18 protein-coding genes are annotated in these 16,889 nt (G+C 73.7%); 11 read left to right on the top strand and 7 right to left on the bottom strand.

Annotated features, from left to right (window positions below):
• Nucleotides 1-187: 187 nt before the first annotated feature.
• Nucleotides 188-1,456: an MFS transporter gene (locus A949_RS0114405; RefSeq protein ID WP_019356721.1), complete on the top strand. Its 1,269-nt coding sequence runs from the start codon at nt 188-190 to the stop codon at nt 1,454-1,456.
• 234 nt (nt 1,457-1,690) lie between these two features.
• Nucleotides 1,691-2,125, top strand: a complete 435-nt coding sequence (locus A949_RS0114400; RefSeq protein WP_019356720.1) for a VOC family protein — start codon at nt 1,691-1,693, stop codon at nt 2,123-2,125.
• A gap of 74 nt (nt 2,126-2,199) precedes the next feature.
• Here the strand turns inward: A949_RS0114400 and A949_RS0114395 are convergent, their stop codons facing one another.
• Nucleotides 2,200-2,928, bottom strand: coding sequence for a dienelactone hydrolase family protein (locus A949_RS0114395; RefSeq protein ID WP_019356719.1), 729 nt, complete (start codon nt 2,926-2,928; stop codon nt 2,200-2,202).
• Nucleotides 2,929-3,114: 186 nt separating this feature from the next.
• Nucleotides 3,115-3,573, bottom strand: a complete 459-nt coding sequence (locus A949_RS0114390) for a winged helix-turn-helix transcriptional regulator (protein ID WP_019356718.1) — start codon at nt 3,571-3,573, stop codon at nt 3,115-3,117.
• Nucleotides 3,574-3,657: 84 nt separating this feature from the next.
• Between A949_RS0114390 and A949_RS33475 the strand changes: the two genes are divergently transcribed.
• The gene (locus A949_RS33475) at nt 3,658-4,899 is read left to right on the top strand and encodes an MFS transporter (RefSeq protein WP_019356717.1); all 1,242 of its coding nucleotides are present in this window, start codon (nt 3,658-3,660) and stop codon (nt 4,897-4,899) included.
• A gap of 153 nt (nt 4,900-5,052) precedes the next feature.
• On the opposite strand, the gene A949_RS33470 is transcribed toward A949_RS33475, so the two are convergent.
• Entirely contained in the window at nt 5,053-5,844 is a 792-nt protein-coding gene (locus A949_RS33470; RefSeq protein ID WP_019356716.1) for a DUF3159 domain-containing protein, read from the bottom strand.
• A gap of 346 nt (nt 5,845-6,190) precedes the next feature.
• Between A949_RS33470 and A949_RS0114375 the strand changes: the two genes are divergently transcribed.
• The 4 genes from A949_RS0114375 to A949_RS33465 all read left to right on the top strand — a co-directional run bounded on the left by A949_RS0114375 (nt 6,191) and on the right by A949_RS33465 (nt 8,865).
• On the top strand, nt 6,191-6,952 hold the full coding sequence (locus A949_RS0114375; protein WP_019356715.1) for a helix-turn-helix domain-containing protein: 762 nt from the start codon (nt 6,191-6,193) through the stop codon (nt 6,950-6,952).
• A 104-nt stretch (nt 6,953-7,056) separates the two neighbouring features.
• On the top strand, nt 7,057-7,803 hold the full coding sequence (locus A949_RS0114370; RefSeq protein WP_019356714.1) for a dienelactone hydrolase family protein: 747 nt from the start codon (nt 7,057-7,059) through the stop codon (nt 7,801-7,803).
• Between the two features lie 111 nt (nt 7,804-7,914).
• Nucleotides 7,915-8,199: a muconolactone Delta-isomerase family protein gene (locus A949_RS0114365; protein ID WP_019356713.1), complete on the top strand. Its 285-nt coding sequence runs from the start codon at nt 7,915-7,917 to the stop codon at nt 8,197-8,199.
• An 87-nt stretch (nt 8,200-8,286) separates the two neighbouring features.
• Nucleotides 8,287-8,865: a YunG family protein gene (locus A949_RS33465; RefSeq protein ID WP_175488413.1), complete on the top strand. Its 579-nt coding sequence runs from the start codon at nt 8,287-8,289 to the stop codon at nt 8,863-8,865.
• Nucleotides 8,866-8,936: 71 nt separating this feature from the next.
• Here A949_RS33465 and A949_RS0114355 read toward each other — a convergent pair whose 3' ends face one another.
• A complete protein-coding gene (locus A949_RS0114355) occupies nt 8,937-9,437 on the bottom strand; it encodes a GNAT family N-acetyltransferase (protein ID WP_019356711.1) in 501 nt (166 codons plus the stop codon).
• Between the two features lie 44 nt (nt 9,438-9,481).
• Nucleotides 9,482-9,943 carry a MarR family winged helix-turn-helix transcriptional regulator gene (locus A949_RS0114350; RefSeq protein WP_019356710.1) on the bottom strand — a complete coding sequence of 154 codons (462 nt, stop codon included), beginning with the start codon at nt 9,941-9,943 and terminating at the stop codon, nt 9,482-9,484.
• Nucleotides 9,944-10,190: 247 nt separating this feature from the next.
• On the opposite strand from A949_RS0114350, the gene A949_RS0114345 reads away from it, so the two are divergent.
• The gene (locus tag A949_RS0114345; protein WP_019356709.1) at nt 10,191-11,543 is read left to right on the top strand and encodes an MFS transporter; all 1,353 of its coding nucleotides are present in this window, start codon (nt 10,191-10,193) and stop codon (nt 11,541-11,543) included.
• Here A949_RS0114345 and A949_RS33460 read toward each other — a convergent pair.
• Complete coding sequence (locus A949_RS33460) at nt 11,505-12,074, bottom strand: hypothetical protein (protein WP_019356708.1); 570 nt, start codon at nt 12,072-12,074, stop codon at nt 11,505-11,507. The genes A949_RS0114345 and A949_RS33460 overlap by 39 nt on opposite strands.
• Nucleotides 12,075-12,264: 190 nt before the next feature.
• On the opposite strand from A949_RS33460, the gene A949_RS0114335 reads away from it, so the two are divergent.
• The 3 genes from A949_RS0114335 to A949_RS39755 all read left to right on the top strand — a co-directional run bounded on the left by A949_RS0114335 (nt 12,265) and on the right by A949_RS39755 (nt 16,127).
• Nucleotides 12,265-12,975: an HAD family hydrolase gene (locus A949_RS0114335; protein ID WP_051019493.1), complete on the top strand. Its 711-nt coding sequence runs from the start codon at nt 12,265-12,267 to the stop codon at nt 12,973-12,975.
• Nucleotides 12,976-13,185: 210 nt separating this feature from the next.
• On the top strand, nt 13,186-14,616 hold the full coding sequence (locus A949_RS33455; protein ID WP_019356706.1) for a globin domain-containing protein: 1,431 nt from the start codon (nt 13,186-13,188) through the stop codon (nt 14,614-14,616).
• Nucleotides 14,617-14,726: 110 nt separating this feature from the next.
• Nucleotides 14,727-16,127 carry a pyridoxamine 5'-phosphate oxidase family protein gene (locus A949_RS39755; RefSeq protein WP_019356705.1) on the top strand — a complete coding sequence of 467 codons (1,401 nt, stop codon included), beginning with the start codon at nt 14,727-14,729 and terminating at the stop codon, nt 16,125-16,127.
• Between the two features lie 48 nt (nt 16,128-16,175).
• Here A949_RS39755 and A949_RS0114320 read toward each other — a convergent pair whose 3' ends face one another.
• Nucleotides 16,176-16,679 carry an NUDIX domain-containing protein gene (locus tag A949_RS0114320; protein WP_019356704.1) on the bottom strand — a complete coding sequence of 168 codons (504 nt, stop codon included), beginning with the start codon at nt 16,677-16,679 and terminating at the stop codon, nt 16,176-16,178.
• Nucleotides 16,680-16,889: the final 210 nt, after the last annotated feature.

Here is a 16,889-nt window from a genome sequence, read left to right as displayed (position 1 = left end):
TCCCCAGGGACAGCGCAGCTCAGCACCGCATACAGGTAACAGTGCACAGCGCACAGCACATCACCATGTGCAGATCCGGGCGGCGAGGGCGGGTTCGGGGCTTCCATATCGCAGCACCATGGAGAACGGGCCCGCACGGCCGCGGAATCCGGTTGCGGCGGGGCGGGCGGCCCGGTGAGGTACGGCCATGGGCGAGGCCGTGCGGCAGGCGGGACGGGAGACCGCAGCGGAGGCGGGCACTGCCCCGGTAGCGGCGCCGCCGTGGCACCGGGTGGCGGTCCTGGCGGCGCTGATGTTGGCCGCCTTCAGCTTCAACACCGCGGAGAGCCTGCCGATCGGGCTCCTGGAGCTCCTCTCCGACCGCCTCCGGGTGCCGGTGCCGACGGTCGGCCTCCTGGTCACCGGCTACGGCCTCACGGTGGCCGTGGCCTCGGTGCCGCTCGCCCACGCCACGCGGGCCGTACCCCGGCGCCATGTGCTCACCGGGCTGCTGGCCGCGCTGGTCGTGTCCAGCACCGTCGCCGCGCTGGCCGCCTCCTACGGGGTGCTGCTGCTGGCGCGGCTGCTGACCGCGCTCGCCCAGGCGCTGTTCTGGGCCGTGGCGGGCCCGGTCGCGGTGGGCCTGTTCGCACCGGCCGCCCGCGGGCGGGTGGTCGGCGCGATCTCCGTCGCGGGGTCGCTCGCCCTGGCGTTCGGTGTGCCCGCCGGGACCTGGCTGGGGTGGCGGCACGGCTGGCCGGCGCCCGTCACCGTGCTGGCGGCACTGGGCTGTGTCGCCCTGCTGCCCGTCGCCGCGCTGCTGCCGACCGCGCGCCCGGACCGGGAGCCCGCCGCGTACGGGACCGGCCCCGACGCCCGCCGGTTCGGGACCGTGCTGCTGGCCGGCACGCTGTCCGCCACCGGAGCGTTCGCCGGATACACCTACCTCGCGGCGTTCCTGCGCGAGGTGAGCGGCTACCCGCCGGGCGCGGTCAGCATCCTCTTCCTGGCATTCGGCGCGGCGTGTCTGGCCGGGGTGAGCATCACCGGGCTGCTGCTGGACCGCTTTCCGCGGGCTGCGCTGACCACGGCCGTGGGCATCCAGGCGGTGGGCATGCTCGGGCTGTACGCGGTCGGCAGTGACCCGGTGGCCGCAGTGGCGTTCCTGGCGCTGACGGGCGGCGCACTCGGCCCGGTGTTCATGGCCACGCAGCACGCGATGCTGCACTGCGCACCGGGCCGCACGGATCTCGCACTCGCGGCCAACTCGGGCCTCTACAACGCCGGTATCGCCGCGGGCGCCGCACTGGGCGGACTGGTCCTGTCGTCGGCCGACGTGCGCGCCGCCTTCCTCGTCGGCGGGCTGCTGACCACGGCGGCCTGCGCCGTCCTGCTCGCCGGCCGGCTCCTGCCCCCGGCGCCGCGGTCCGCCGGGCAGCCTCGTCGGAGGGCGGACAGTGGTGTCCCCCTCCGCTGAGGAGAGCGGCGGCGCAGCGGCGCGCGGGGCGGCCGACCGCTACGCGGCCGGTGGCGTTCCGCCCGCAGCGATCGGCCGTGCGGGAGGCTGTGCAGCAGGACCGGCGGCCGACAGAGTGCTCTCATGACTGCGGGGTTCAGTGGTGATGTGGCGGAGCACTGGGCGAGATTCCGGCGGGGGTATCCCGGGAGTCTCCCCGGGCCGAGGAGCAGTGTGTGCCGCTAGGGTGGGCCGATGGCGTCGATCAAGGAGTTCCAGGTCACCTTCGACTGCGCGTCGCCCGAGCGCGTCGCCCGCTTCTGGTGCGAGGTGCTGGGGTACGTCGTACCGCCGCCGCCGGAGGGGTTCGGCACGTGGGACGAGTACAACCGTTCGCTGCCGCCGGAGCGCCGGGACGCCGCGTTCGCCTGCAGTGATCCCTCGGGCACGGGCCCGCGGCTGTTCTTCCAGCGGGTTCCCGAGGGAAAGGTCGCCAAGAACCGCCTGCACCTCGATGTGCGGGCCGGTACCGGGCTGGTCGGCGAGGAGCGTGTCGCCGCGCTGGAGGCCGAGTGCGCGAGGCTGGTCGCACTCGGCGCGCAGCGTGTGCGTCTGCTGCTCGCCGACGAGGAGAACGAGTCCTGCCTCGTGATGCAGGACGTCGAGGGCAACGAGTTCTGCCTCGACTGAGGGCTGTCCGGGGGGCACGCATCCGCCCTCGGGGCCGCGGCCGCCCGGAGCGCGTACGGCCCCGAGCGGCCGGCTCATTCCGTCACCGGTACGCACTCGGCGAGCAGGTCGACGATGTCGCGCCAGGCTCGCCGTGCGTGCCGGGGGTGGTGTGCGACGCCGGGGACGGTGGTCTGGTCGACGGACGGGTGGTGGAACGCGTGCAGGGCGCCGCCGTAGACCATCAGGCGCCAGTCGACGCCTGCTGCCTGCATCTCGGCCGCGAAGGCGTCCCGCTGCTCGGCGGGCATGATCGGGTCCTCGGAGCCGACCCCGGCCCACACGGGGCAGCGGATGTGTGCGGCTTCGCCCGGTCGGCCCGTGGTCAGCGCGTTGACCGTTCCGATCGCCCGCAGGTCGACACCGTCGCGCCCGAGTTCCAGCGCGATCGCGCCTCCGGTGCCGTAGCCGACGGCGGCGATCCGGCCGGGGTCGGTCCGCGGCTCGGCGCGCAGCACGTCGAGCGCCGCATGGCCGATGTCCCGCAGCCGGTCGGGGTCGGCGAGGAGCGGTGTCGTACGGGCCAGCATCTCCTCGGGGTCGGTGAACCAGCGTCCGCCGCCGTGCAGGTCGAAGACCAGGGCCACGTAACCGAGTTCGGCGAGGGCGTCGGCCCGGCGGCGCTGGAAGTCGTTCAGCCCCGGTCCCTCGGGACCGACCAGGACGCCGGGGCGGCGGCCGGTACCGGCCGGGAGGGCGAGGTGCCCGATCATCGTGAGGCCGTCGGCCGGGTACTCGACCTCGCGGGTGCTGATCGTCGTCATGAGTACGGACGGTACTGACCGCCGGAGCCGACCGGGCCGGTCTTCACTGTCGGCGGAAGCGCGCGGGCGGCACGCGCGGGCGGCACGTGTGGCCGGGCGTGCGGAAGGCCGCGGGCCGGGGCGCGGGACCGGCGCCCGCTCTCGTCCGCCGCGGTGCCGGGCCGCAGCCCGCTGAGGGGCGGGCTGCTACCGGACCTTCCGCACCTGGGTGGTGCCGGCTCCCAGGGGCGTGCCGTCGGCGCCGGCCGGTGCGAGGTGCGGGACCGGCGTGCCGTGCTCGTCGACGAGGGTGGAGTGGGCCTCGCCGGGTGCGAAGGCGTGGCGTTCTCCCCACTGCCGCAGCGTGAGGATGACCGGGAAGAGGTCGCGGCCGGCGTCGGTGAGCACGTACTCCCGGCGGCGCCCCGAGGGAGCGGTGCGCTGGGTCAGGAACCCGTGAGCGGTGAGCTTGCGGAGGCGGTCGGTGAGGATGTTGCGCGCGATACCGGTGCGTCGCTGGAACTCGGTGAACGAGCGTGCCCCGTCCATGGCGTCGCGGATGACGAGCAGGCTCCATCTGTCGCCGACCAGGTCCAGCGTACGGGCGACGGGGCATTCGGCGTCGGTCCAGTCCGGGTCAGGGGCGCGCTCGGTGCTGCGCGGCATGACGCCTCCCAATCAGTTGCGGATTGAAACCAGCATGCCCTAACGTAAAAACAGTTGCAATCTGCTACTGATTTGAGGAGTGCGATGGACGTGTGGCGCCGGTTGCTGCTCGCGACGGTCTGCGGTGCCGCGGTGGCGGACATCTATGCCGCCCAGCCGGTCCTGGGCCCGATGGGACGCGAAATCGGTGTGCCGGCCGGACTCACCGGATGGATCGTCGCGACCGGCCAGTTCGGCTATCTGGCGGGGCTGGTGCTGCTGGTGCCGCTCGGCGACGTGATCGACAGACGGCGGCTCATCGCCGCACACCTGGCGGCCGGGGCCGTGGGCATGGCCCTGACCGCTTCGGCGCACACCGCATGGACGGCGTTCACCGGGCTGGCCGTTGCCGGGCTGTTCGCGGTCGTGGTGCAGACCGCGGTGGCCTACGCCGCGTCGGTCGCGCGGCCCGCCGAGCGCGGGCGGAGCATCGGCGTCGTCACCTCCGGCGTCGTGGTCGGCATCCTGGGCGCGCGGGTCGTCACCGGAACACTCGCCGACATCTGGGGATGGCGCAGCGTCTACGCCGGACTCGCGGCGCTCTCCCTCGGGCTCGCCGCCCTCGTACTCGGTGCGCTGCCGCCGGAGGAGCGCTCCGACCGGTCCCCGGGGCCGGAGAGATACCGGCGGGTCATCGCCGCGTTCGGCGGATTGTTCGGGCAGCGCCTCCTGCTGACGCGCGGACTCGTCGCGTTCTTCCTGTTCGCCTCGTTCGGAGCGCTGTGGAGCGGACTGTCCCTGCCGCTCGCGGGCGCACCGTGGCGCCTGGGCGAGAGCCGGATCGGACTGTTCGGCCTCGTCGGACTCGCCGGTGCGCTCGCCGCCGCCCGCGCGGGACGCTGGGCGGACGCGGGACGGGCGGTCCCGGTCACCGGCTCGGCGCTCGTCCTGCTCGCCCTCTCCTGGGCAGCGATCGCGCAGTTGCCGCGGTCACTCCCGCTCCTCGTCCTCGGAATCGTGCTGCTCGACTTCGCCGTCCAGGCCGTGCACGTGAGCAACCAGCACCAGCTCACCGCCGCCTACCCCGACCGCACGAGCAGTGCCATCGGCAGCTACATGGTCTTCTACTCGCTCGGCTCCGCCCTCGGTGCGGCCACGACCACCGCCGCCTTCACCGCCCGGGGCTGGGCGGCCGCCAGCCTCCTCGGGGCCGGATTCGCGGTCTGTGCGCTGGCCGTGTGGGCCGTCGACAGGAGGTTCCCACGTGCCGCCGAGCACTCTCCCGCCGCTGGATCCGTCACCGGACACCCACGGGAGGAACGGCAACAGGCCGCTCGGACCGAATGACCGGCGAACAGCCCGAGAGGCGTTCCACGAACGGGTCGCCGCGCCGCAGGGGCATGGGCCCTCGGAGCCGGAGCCGGAGCCGAGGGCCTGGGCCTGGGCCGGAGCCGCGGTCGGGGGCGCAGGGTGCGGGCCGCCGGGGTGCGGCGGGCCCGGTCAGCGGACCAGCCGCTTCGTCGAGCGGCGGAACGACCAGAAGACGACCAGCAGCGCCGGTGCCAGCAGCGGGGTGCCCATGCCGATCTTGGCGACGGCCAGCCAGCCGGTGGCGTCGGTCAGGTAGAGCCACTGCTGTACGGCGAACCTGGCCGCGAGCAGGACGGTGAGCGTGCCGGTGGCGATGTCGTGCGCGAGCAGGCTGGGCCGGTCGCCGCGCCACGGGTGTGTGTTGCCGTGCGACACGTTCCACAGCACGCCGGTCAGCGGGCGGCGTGCGAGCAGGGAGCCGAGCAGGACCAGTGCCCCGGCGAAGCTCGCCCAGATGCCGATCAGGAAGAAGTCGCCCGCCGAGCCCGTCCAGGCCGCGACGCCGCCGGCGGTGGCCACGCCGACGAGACCGCCGACCGCCGTGGCGAAGCGCTCGCCCTGCACCGTGCGCCACACGGTGATCGCAGCCGCCAGGGTGAGGGCGACGCCGATCGCGATCGGCAGCGTGACGGCCGCGTTGGCCGCGACGAACGCCGCTACCGGGATGGCTGTGCAGACCATCCCCCGGGTGCCGCCGAGTTGGTCCAGCAGCTTCTGCTGCGACGAGGCCGGAGCGGGCTCGGCGGCCGGGGCTTCCGGGGCCGGGTCGGGCCCGCGTTCATCGGCCGGGGCTCCTGCCGGGGCTCCTGCCGGGGCGAGACCGGGCGCGGCTTCGGGCATGGCTCCCGGCGCGGCTGCCGGGGTGGCTGCGGGGGTGGCTCCGGTGGAGGTGGTGAGCGTGCGCTGATCGGTCGTGGTCATCGGTGCCCTCCTGGATTCCGTCGTGAGCGGTTGGCGAACGGGGGGAACAGGAAAGACCGTGCCGTTACGGCATACTCAAGCCGCGGCTGGTGTGGGGTGGATCACGTTCCCGCGGGCGGCTTCCGAACAGCCGGTGCTCCGGCGGGTTCCCGGGCCGGTGCCCGCCGCGGGTGCACCGCCGGGCGGCCTTTCCCGCCGGGATGGTGGCGCTCGGGCCACCGGTCGGGGGCTTCGGGGATGTCTCGTCGCGCGGGCGCACTTGACCATGCCGCGACGGCATGGTTTGGACTTGGGTCCGTCGGCGCCGCCGCGCCGACGTCCAGCGGCGGAACGGAGCGGGAGCATCGTGGCGTGGAGCACGCGGGAGATAGCAGAACTCGCGGGCACCAGCCTGCGCGCGGTGCGGCACTACCACGAGGTCGGCCTGCTCGAGGAACCGGAGCGCCGCGCCAACGGCTACAAGCAGTACGGCGTGGCCCATCTCGTCCGGCTGCTGCGGATCAAGCGCCTGGTGGATCTCGGGTTCTCGCTGTCCCGGATCGCCGAGATGGGCGCCACCGACGACCATCCGGAGGACGCGTTGCGCACCCTCGACGCCGAACTGGCGGCCACCATCGAACGGCTGCAGCGGGCCAGGGCGGAACTCGCCCTCATTCTGGACAGGTCGGCGCCGACCGATCTGCCGCCCGAGTTCGCCGCGACCGCCGACACCCCGATGCCCGAGGCGGACCGCTCGTTCGTCACCGTCATGGGCACCCTGCTCGGCCCCAAGGGCATGGAGTCCTACGCCGACTTCCTGCAGAACCCCACCATCGGTCCGATCGGCGAGGAGTTCGAGAAGCTGCCCGGCGACGCCGACGAGCGGACCCGCGCCGACCTGTCCGAGCGCCTGGTGCCTTCGCTGCGGGCGCTGTACCGGGAGCATCCGGGGCTGACCACGCTGCCCGCCGATGCCGCGCGCGGCAAGGAGTTCGTCGGGGAGACGATCGACAGGGCCCTCGTGGACCTCTACAACCCCGCGCAGGTGGACGTCATGCGCCGGGTGAGCAGGCTGCTCGCGGAGGCCGGCGGGACGGACCGGGGGGAGCGGCGGGAGGCTCCCGGGTGAAGCGGGCCGGGAGCGAGCAGCCCTCCTGGACCCGGCGGCGGAGAAGGGCCCCGTTCCGGCCGTGACGATCATAGGCTCGAGGGATCGAACGGACAGGAGGATCCATGCCCATCAAGACGCTGTCGATTCCCACCGCGGACGGCCGGGCCGACGCTTTCGCCGCCCTTCCCGACAGTGCCGGACAGCACCCGGGGGTGCTGATGTACGGGGACGCCTTCGGCAACCGGCCCGTGCTGCGCGAACTCGCGCAGGAACTGGCCGGGCACGGGTACTACGTGCTCGTCCCCAACTTCTTCTACCGGAGCGGTCCGGCACCGGTGGTCGAACTCCCCGAGCACATCGGGGACGAGGCCCGGGACGCGGCCATCGGCAAGCTGATGCCCCTGATCGAGGCGCACACCGACGAACGGATCGTGCGCGACGCCGAGTCCTACCTGGAGTTCCTCTCCGCGCAGCCGGAGGTCCGCCCCGGACCCGTCGCGGTGACGGGCTACTGCATCGGCGGTCTCCTGGCGGTGCGCACGGCCTCGGCCTTCCCCGACCGGGTGGCGGCCGTCGCCGGGTTCCACGGCCCGGTGGGCGCCGACGAGCCGGACAGTCTGCACCGCCTGCTCTCCAGGATCACCGCCGAGATCCACCTCGGGCACGCCGAGACCGATCTGACGCCGGAGGCCCTCGGTGAGCTGAACCAGGCCCTGGACGCCGCCGGGGTCCGCTACACCTCGGAGATCTATCCCGGCACGCTGCACGGCTACACGATGTCCGACACCGACGCCTTCAGCCCGGAGGGGTTGCGGCGCCACTGGGACCGGCTGCTGCCCCTCCTCGCCCGCACGCTGGGCGACGGCTGAGCCGGCTCAGCCGGGCCGGCGGACGTCCGGAGCACGTGGACCACGTCGCGTACGCGGCTCCGGACGCTCGGCCGGTGATCTGCGGGGACCGGCCCGGAGTAGGGTCGGAGCATGCAGTTCCTGGTGATGACCCGCCGCTACAGCGACCGCTATTCCGAGGAGGAGTTCGCGGCCGTGCTCCCCGAGGAGACCGCGGCGGTCCGGAAGTTGTACGCGGACGGGGTACTGCGGCAGATCTGGCTGCGCGGGGACGGGCCGGGGGCCTGCTTCCTGCTGGAGGCCGGCTCGCCACAGGAGGCGCAGGCGGCCGTGGACACCCTTCCGCTGGCCCGGAAGGAGATGTCGGAGTTCCGCGTCGTGCCGCTCCGGCCCTACGGCGGCTTCGGGCCGAGCTGACCCCGGGCCCGGGAAGCGGCCGCGGTGTGCGCGGTCCGACGCGGTCGGCAGGGGTCGTTGTCAGTGGGGTGGGGCATGCTTGCGGACATGAGTGCGGATGCGGTCGGGGTTTCCGGTATGGGCGCGGGTGCTTCGGAGTTGGGCCGGATCGAGGGAGCGCTGCGCGCTTCCTGGGGCGCTGACACCTGCGCCCCGGACGATCTGGCGCGCGGGGGCTGGAGTCCGGCGAACCCTGCGTGGGGGCAGTGCGACGTGACGGCGCTGGTGGTGCAGGACCTGCTCGGCGGAGAGCTGATGTGCGGGGAGGTGTACGGGGTGCACGGTGGCCGGCAGGGATTCCACTGGTGGAACAGGCTGCCGGACGGCTCCCAGATCGACCTCACCCGCGACCGGTTCCGCGCCGGTCAGGTCGTCATGGAGGGCGTCTCGGTGCCGCGCCCGATGCGCCACTCGCTGCGCAGGGGCGAGGAGTACGCGCTGCTGCGCGGGCGGGTGTGGCAGCGGCTCGGTATCCCTGCGGGGAGCGCGACGGCGGTCCCCACGGTCGGTGCGGGCGGAGGCGCGGCTCCGGGTGCGGGCTCCTGCGGAGCGGGTCCCTGGGCCGGGCCCGGGCCCGCGGCCAGAGGCTCGATGGCCTCCTGCCGAGAGCGGCGCGGCGCCGCCTGAGCCGGTTGCGGCCCGAGCCGCTGCGGCCCGCCCCGGCCGCGGTGGGGGGCTGCGGCGTCCCGTCCGGACGGTCAGACGAGCGGCATCTTGAAGCCGAGGTGCGAGGCCTGGAAGCCCAGGCGCTCGTAGAAGCGGTGCGCCTCGACGCGGGTGGCGTCGGAGGTGAGCTGGACCAGCACGCTCTCCTGACGCCGGGACTCGGCGACTGCCCACTCGATGAGCCGGGTGCCCAGACCGCTGCCGCGCTGATCGGTGTGCACCCGTACGGCCTCGATGAGGGAGCGGGTGGAACCGCGGCGGGACAGTCCCGGGATGATCGTCAGATGCAGGGTGCCGACGGTTCTGCCGTCGATCTCGGCGACGACGAGGTGCTGGTGCGGGTCGGCGTCGACCCGCTCGAACGCGGCGCGGTACGGGGCGAGATCGGACGGGGTCTCACGGGTGGCGCCGAGGGTGTCGTCGGCGAGCATGGCGACGATCGCGGGGATGTCCCCGGCCCGCGCCCGCCGGATGGTCAGCTCCGCCGCGGGCGTCTCGGCGGGGGTTCCCGAACCGCCGGAAGTCGTGGTCATCTTCCGCACTGTACGCCTCGGGCCCGCGGGCGGGGCCCAGGCGGTCACTCCGCGGGCCGGGCGGGGGCGAGCGCGCGGACGGCGGCGGCCAGGGGGGCGAGTTCGGGCCGGGCCTCGGCCGCGGCCAGCGCCTCCTTGAGCGCGGTGTCGTGGGTGGGACGTGCCGCGTCCAGCAGGGCGTGGCCCTCTTCGGTGACGTCGGTGTAGATGCCGCGCCGGTCGTCGGGGCACAGGTAGCGGCGGAGCAGCCCGCGTTCTTCCAGCCGGCTGACCAGGCGGGTCGTCGCGCTCTGGCTGAGGACGACGGTGTCGGCGAGCTGGTTCATCCGGAAGTGGCCGCCGTCCCCGTCGTGCTGTTCGCTCAGGACGTCCAGCAGGGAGAACTCGCGCACGCTGAGCCCGTGTGCGGCGTGCAGCGCCCGTTCGATGTGGGTCTCGATCCGGCCGTGCAGCGCGGAGAGCGCGCACCAGCCCTGTGCGAGGCCCAGATCGGCGTGGCGTGACATGAAGGGGCTCCTCTCCCGGCCGACCGTCGTCGGGCTGTCCGTTCCGTCCGCTCTCCCGGCTTCCGGCTTGCGGTCGGCCGCCCGGACCCCCGCAGTACGGGGGCGGACCGGCGCCGCGCCGCCGGAGCGGAGCTGCGCGCCTCCCAGGCTAGAGCATCACCGCAATAGTCGGCGTTTGCATATATCCAGCGTCTGCAATTAATGTCGACGCTTGTAATCGTCTCGCGCATTGAAAGGTTCCCCGCTCATGCCTCTCGCCCTGCTGGCGCTCGCCATCGGCGCCTTCGGCATCGGGACCACCGAGTTCGTGATCATGGGGCTGCTGCCCGAGGTCGCCGCCGAGTTCGGGGTCTCCATCCCCACCGCCGGGTATCTGGCCTCCGGCTACGCGGTCGGGGTCCTGCTGGGCGCCCCGGTCCTCGCCGTCCTGGGCACCCGGATCTCCCGCAAGCGGATGCTGATGCTGCTGATGGGGCTGTTCGTGCTGGGCAACCTGGTCTCCGCGCTCGCGCCCGCCTTCGGCGTGATGCTCGCGGGCCGGGTCATCGCCTCGCTCGCGCACGGTGCCTTCTTCGGCATCGGCTCGATCGTCGCGGCCGGACTGGTGGCCCCGCACCGCAAGGCCGCGGCCATCTCCCTGATGTTCACCGGGCTGACCCTCGCGAACGTGGTCGGCGTACCGCTGGGCACCCTGCTGGGGCAGCAGGCGGGCTGGCGGCTCACCTTCGTCGCCGTCGCCGGGCTGGGAGTGCTGGGGCTGGCGGGCGTCGCCGCCCTGGTACCCCGGGACATCCCGGCCCCGGCCCCGGTCCCGAGCCCGGCCCCGGACGGCCCCGTCCCCGAGCCCGGCCCCGGACGGCCCCGTACCGGCCGGATCCGTGACGAGCTGGCCGCCTTCCGCAACGTCCAGGTGCTGCTGGCGATGGGGATGACCGTCCTCGGCTTCGGCGGGGTCTTCGCCGCGATCACCTACATCGCGCCGATGATGACGGAGGCCGCCGGGTACGCCGACACCTCCGTGACCTGGCTGCTGGTCCTCTTCGGGGTCGGCATGGTCGCCGGGAACCTGGTCGGTGGCCGGTTCGCGGACCGGGCCCTGCTGCCCATGCTGTGCATCGCCCTGGTCGCGCTGGCCGGGACGCTGGCCGCGTTCACCGTCACGGCGCACGACAAGGCGGCGGCCGCCGTCACGCTGACCCTGATCGGCGCGTTCGGCTTCGCCACCGTCCCGCCGTTGCAGAAGCGGGTGCTCGACCAGACGGCGAACGCGCCCACCCTCGCCTCGGCCATGAACATCGGCGCCTTCAACCTCGGCAACGCGCTCGCCACCTGGCTCGGCGGGCTGGTCCTCGGGGCCGGTTTCGGCCCGACGTCGCCGAACATCGCGGGCGCCGGACTTGCCCTGGGCGCCCTGGCGCTGGCCGTGACCTCCGCACTCCTGGAGCGGCGCGGCCCCCGGGGCGCCACCGCGGCGCCCCGGACCGGGATCCGGGCGGCTGCCGGGGCGGCCGCACCGGACGGCGCCGCCGAGCCGGCGCCCGCGTACGCCGGGACCGGGCCGTCAGCCGACGGCCCGCCGTCCGGAGGCCGAGGGCGCTGACCGGCTCCGCCGTCCGGACGCCGGTGACCGGCGGCGGCTCACCGGGGTGCTGCGGCGGCCCCGCGCGGTTCGCCCCCAGGGCTTCAGCACCGAGATGACGGTCATGAACGTGTAGGCGCTCAGCGAGACGAGCGGCGGGATCACCAGCTCGTACGGCAGGACCGGGCGCCCCGCGGCCACGTCGGCGACCGTGCTGTCGATCCGCGTCCGGAAGAGGAGCACGCTCGCCAGGGTGGCGGCCAGCGTGAGCCAGAACTTGATCCACACCCACCAGTACCGTGCCAGCCCCCAGCGGGTGCCCACCGACAGCAGCACGCCGCTGGCCAGGGTGACCAGCGCGAGCGGCGCCAGCAGCCAGTCGGCGAAGACCTTCATCGAGCGGTAGGACGCCTCGGCCGCCGGCCCCGACCCGGTGAGGGCCGCGGTGAGGCCGAGGGCGAGCAGGCACAGCGTCATGCCGAGCCAGCCGGCCGAGGAGCAGACGTGGAGCGCGAGAGTGCCGCTGCGGGCACGCCGGGACAGTTGCCGCATGCCGTCGACTGTGCCGCCGTCCGGCGTCCGGGGCGTCCGACAGCGGGAGTATCGGGGGCTACTCGGCCCCGAGTACGCGGCGTCGCGCGGCCTGCCCGTCGCCCGGCGGCGGCCCGTACGCGCCCGGTGCCCGTGCCCCGGCCCGGGACCCCGCCCGCCCGCGCCCGTCCGCGCCCGTACGATCGCCGGTATGCATCCGGCTGAGCATCCGAATCCGCGGCCGACGCCGGGAGAACGCCGCCCCCGGCTCCATCTCTTCGATCTCGACGGAACGCTGCTGTACGGTTCGGCGGCCTCCGTGGAGATATCCCGGCAGCTCGGGGTCGACGCCGAGATCCGGGATCTCGAACGGGCTTTTGCGGAACGGAAACTGACACCGCCGCAGTTCGCCCTCCGGGCGTGTGCGCTGTGGTCGGCGCTCGACGACGAGATCGTGTCCGCGGCCTTCTCGGGCGCACCGTGGCTGACGGGCATCCCGGAGGTGTGGGCCGGGCTCAGGGCGGAGGGCGAGCGCTGCGCCGTGATTTCCCTCTCGCCGGATTTCTTTGTGCGGAGACTACAGGATTGGGGGGCCGAGGTTACCCACGGTTCGCGGTGGCCGGAGGTTCCGCGCGCAATTCCGAACGGAAGTACGAAGTATCCGGCGCATCCTCTCGATCCCGCCGGGATTCTTTCGCCCTCGTCGAAGGTGAAGATCGCGGAGGAGCTCTGCGCCCAATTCGGGCTCGGGTTGGCGGACTGCGTGGCGTACGGGGACTCCCTCTCCGACGCGGAGCTGTTCGCCGCCGTGCCGGTCTCCGTGGCGGTGAACGCCGACCACCATGTCCGCTCGCTCGCCTCCCACCACTACACCGGAAGTGATCTCCGGGAGGCCCACGGACTCGTCTCCGCGGCACGGTAATTCCTGCGCGGGTTCCGAATGGCGGAATTCGCGGGAACCGCGAACGGGGGTTGTGGCGTGAAGGCTTCACGGTATGGTCGGTCCCTCCCGCATCGTGCGGTAAGGAGTGCAAAGTGTCCTGAGCACGGTGTGCACAGGGGGCGGTGCACCGGAACTTTCGGAACACGGATGTGCACAGAACGTCCGGAAGAGGTACGAGGCGAGGCGAGCATGACCACCATGTCGGGCAGCGACGGTGCGTCCGCCGGTGGCAGCGGCGGACGGGGATGGTTCACCCCGGCGTCCGATGCCGCGACCGCGGAGCGCCCCGCGCCAGGCGGACCTGAGGCGGTACCGTCCCAGCAGGCGGCGGCAACGGCCGCACCGGAACCGGAACACGAACCGGAACCCGAACACGCGCACGAGCCGGAGGCGGTTCCCGAACCCGGCGCCGCGGCCCCGGCGGCCACCGCCGGGTGGGCGGCGCCCGCCGCTCCCGCCCCTCCCGCTGAGCCCGCGGGCGACCAGCTCGGCGACTCCGAGTTGATCGGGGCGTCCATGGCGGAGCTGGAACGTTCCGCCGACTCGGCGACCGCCTACTTCTACGCGCTGCTGTTCGTCCAGTACCCGCACCTGCGCGAGATGTTCCCGGCCGCCATGGACGGCCAGCGCGACCGGCTCTTCCGCGCGCTGCTGACCGCCGTGCGCCTCTTCGACGACGGCAAGCTGCTCGGCGAGTACCTCGCCGGCCTGGGCCGGGGCCACCGCAAGTACGGCACCCTGCCCGCCCACTACCCGGCCGTCGGCGAGTGCCTGATGGCCGCCATCGCGCGCTACGCACCCGACACCTGGGGCCCGCGCACCGAGGCGGCCTGGGTGCGCGCCTACACCGCGATCTCCCAGACGATGATCGACGCGGCGGCCGAGGACGAGCGCCGGGCGCCCGCCTGGTGGGACGCGGAGATCGTCTCGCACGAACTGCGCACCTCCGAGATCGCCGTGATCACGGTGCGTCCCGACCAGCCGTACCCGTTCCGCGCCGGGCAGTACACCAGCCTGGAGACGCCCTGGTGGCCCCGGGTGTGGCGGCACTACTCGTTCGCGTCCGCGCCCCGCCCCGACGGCCTGCTGACCTTCCACGTGAAGTCCGTGCCCGCCGGGTGGGTCTCCACGGCACTGGTGCAGCGCGCCCGCCCCGGCGACGTGCTGCGGCTCGGCCCGCCCGCGGGCTCGATGCTCGTCGACCACGAGGCCGACAGCGGGCTGCTCTGCCTGGGCGGCGGTACCGGTATCGCCCCCATCAAGGCGCTGGTCGAGGACGTGGTCAGCCGGGGAAGGGTGCGCCCGGTCGAGGTCTTCTACGGAGCCCGCACCGACCACGACCTCTACGACCTGGAGACGATGCTGCGCCTCCAGGACCGCCACCGGTGGCTGTCGGTGCGCCCCGTCGTCGCGGCGGGCGCGGCCTCGGCCGCCGAGGCGCTCGCGGGTGAGCTCCCGGACGCGGTACGCAGATACGGTCCCTGGCCCGCGTACGACGGATACCTCTCCGGGCCGCCCGGAATGATCAGGACCGGGGTCGAGACGTTGCGCGGGCTCGGGATCCCGACGCACCGAATACGGCACGATTCCCTCGACGAACTGGTCGTACAGGGGGCGTAGGTGGTGGGGTGTGCGGATCGCGGCTGCTGCCGGAGCCGGTCACCCGGGGCGGGTGGTCCGGGGCCGATTGCGGGGCAGCCGTCCGGTCGGCCGGTCGAGGAAAGGGACGAGTGGCGGCGTTGAGTGACGCGAACGGATACGGCGACGGTTCTGCGGGGCACGCGGCGAGTGCGGGCCCCGGGGCCGACCAGCACCCCGGCCCGCCGCCGCGGCTGCCCGGCAGCGACGGGGAGCACGCGCTGCAGCAGCGGATCGGTTCGCAGCAGCGCGCCGAGCGGTTCTACCAGGACCAGGTGCTCGACCACCTCAACGAGCGGATGCGGGAGTTCACCCAGCAGCAGGAGATGTTCTTCCTCGCCACGTCCGACAGCCGCGGCGAGTGCGACAACAGCTTCCGCGCCGGGCCGCCCGGGTTCCTGCGCGTGCTGGACGAGCGGACCCTGGTGTTTCCCGAGTACCGCGGCAACGGCGTCCACGCCAGCCTCGGCAACATCGAGGAGAACCCGCATGTGGGCCTGCTCCTCGTCGACTTCCTCCGCGCCCGGATCGGCCTGCACATCAACGGCCGCGCCCAGGTGCTGGACGATGCGGAACTGCGCCCCTCGGTACCGGACCTGCCGCAGGACCCGGTACCCGGCCGGCGGGCCCTGCTGTGGGTGCGGGTCGAGGTGGAGGAGGCGTACATACACTGCGCCAAGCACATCCCCCACCTCCAGAAGGCCCCGCGTCGCGCGGCGCGCGAATGGGGCACCGACGACTACAAGCGCAAGGGCGGCGACTTCTTCGGAGCCGCCCGGGACGCCCGGGACGCCCGGCGCGAGGCGACCGCCTCCGCGGAATCCCCGGCGCCGGGGCCGGCTCCCACGGCGCCGCCGGCCTCTCCGGCCTCTCCGGCCTCTCCGGCCTCTCCGGCCTCTCCGGCCTCTCCGGCCTCTCCGGCCTCTCCGGCCTCACCCGTGTCGGCCTCCCCGCCTGCGTCGGCTCCCCGGCCCGTGCCGGCCACCCCGCCCGCGTCGGCTCCCCGGTCCGTGCCGGCCTCCCGGCCTGGGTCGGCCCTCCAGGCCGTGTCGGCCACCCCGCCCGCGTCGGCCGCCATCCCCGCGTCGGGACTCCCGGCGCCCGCCCCGGCCGTACCCGCCGTGCCGCCGATGCCGCCGTCCGGTGGCTCGGCGTCGCCGTCCCCGCAGGCAGCAACCGCTCCGGCGTCCCCGGCACCCGGTACCGGACCGGCCGCCGCGCCGGAGGACGAGGCCGCGCGGGCGGCGGCCCTCCCGCCGCTGCCCCGGCGGCGACAGCCCGCCGCCGCGGCGGCTCCGGCCGCGTCCTCCGCGGTCTCGGCCGCCATCTCGGCGCGTTCGGGGAGCGCCGGGTCCGCCGAGCACGCCCGGGACATCTCCGCCTGGCGACTGGAGGCCGAGCGGGCGCTGGCGGAGGCCCAGCGGCGCGGCCGCCAGGAGGCGGAGCCGAGCAAGCCGCGGGAACCGGCGACCTTCCAGGGCTGGTTCGGCTAGCGCACGCGGGCGGCGCCACCGGCGGGTCCGGGCGGCGCCTCCGGCAGGTCAGCGGAGATCGGGTGCGAGCAGCGCCTGGACCCCTTCGATGTTCGCGGTGAGATAGGCCCGCAGCCTCGGCGGGACGACCTCCACGGAGTCCAGGCCCTCCGGGGTGAAGGGGAGCCGTACGATCTCGTACTCTCCTTGCGGCTCCTCCACTTCCGGTCCGTGCCGTAGGCGCGGATCGAGCGAGACGAGCCGGCACACGAAGAAGTGCTGTACCTTCACTCCACCCGGTGTCTCCGCGGGGTCACTCACCGTGTCGACGAAGGCGGGCACCGCATCGGTGATCGCCGCGCCCAGTTCCTCGGCCACCTCGCGGTGCAGGGCGTCCTCGACGGTGCGGTCCACGCCGGGCTCGACGCCGCCTCCCGGTGTGATCCAGTACGGCTCCTGGCCGGGCTTGGTGCGTTTGATCAGGATCAGTTCCACGGCGGGCGCCGGACCCTCCCCGGTGGCGAGGAGGATGGCGCGGGCAGTCCGCTTGACCACAGGGCGTTCGACGAACATGCAGGAGATTTGGCCCGCATCACGGCACGCCAAACCCTCCGCTTTCCTCACTGTGCGTATCTGATCAGAACATCGCCCAATAGGTCCATATCCATAAGTGATTGGACACTGACCCTGAGTCAACTACTCTTGTCGTCCGCGCCGCTGCGCGCATCGGGCCGGGCGGTTCGTGGCAGGAGGGGGGAGCCACGAACCGCCCTCGCGGCTCCC

The organism is Streptomyces sp. AA1529 (genome assembly GCF_000280905.1).
Taxonomy (GTDB): domain Bacteria; phylum Actinomycetota; class Actinomycetes; order Streptomycetales; family Streptomycetaceae; genus Streptomyces.
This window is presented reverse-complemented; position numbering and strand designations above follow the sequence as displayed.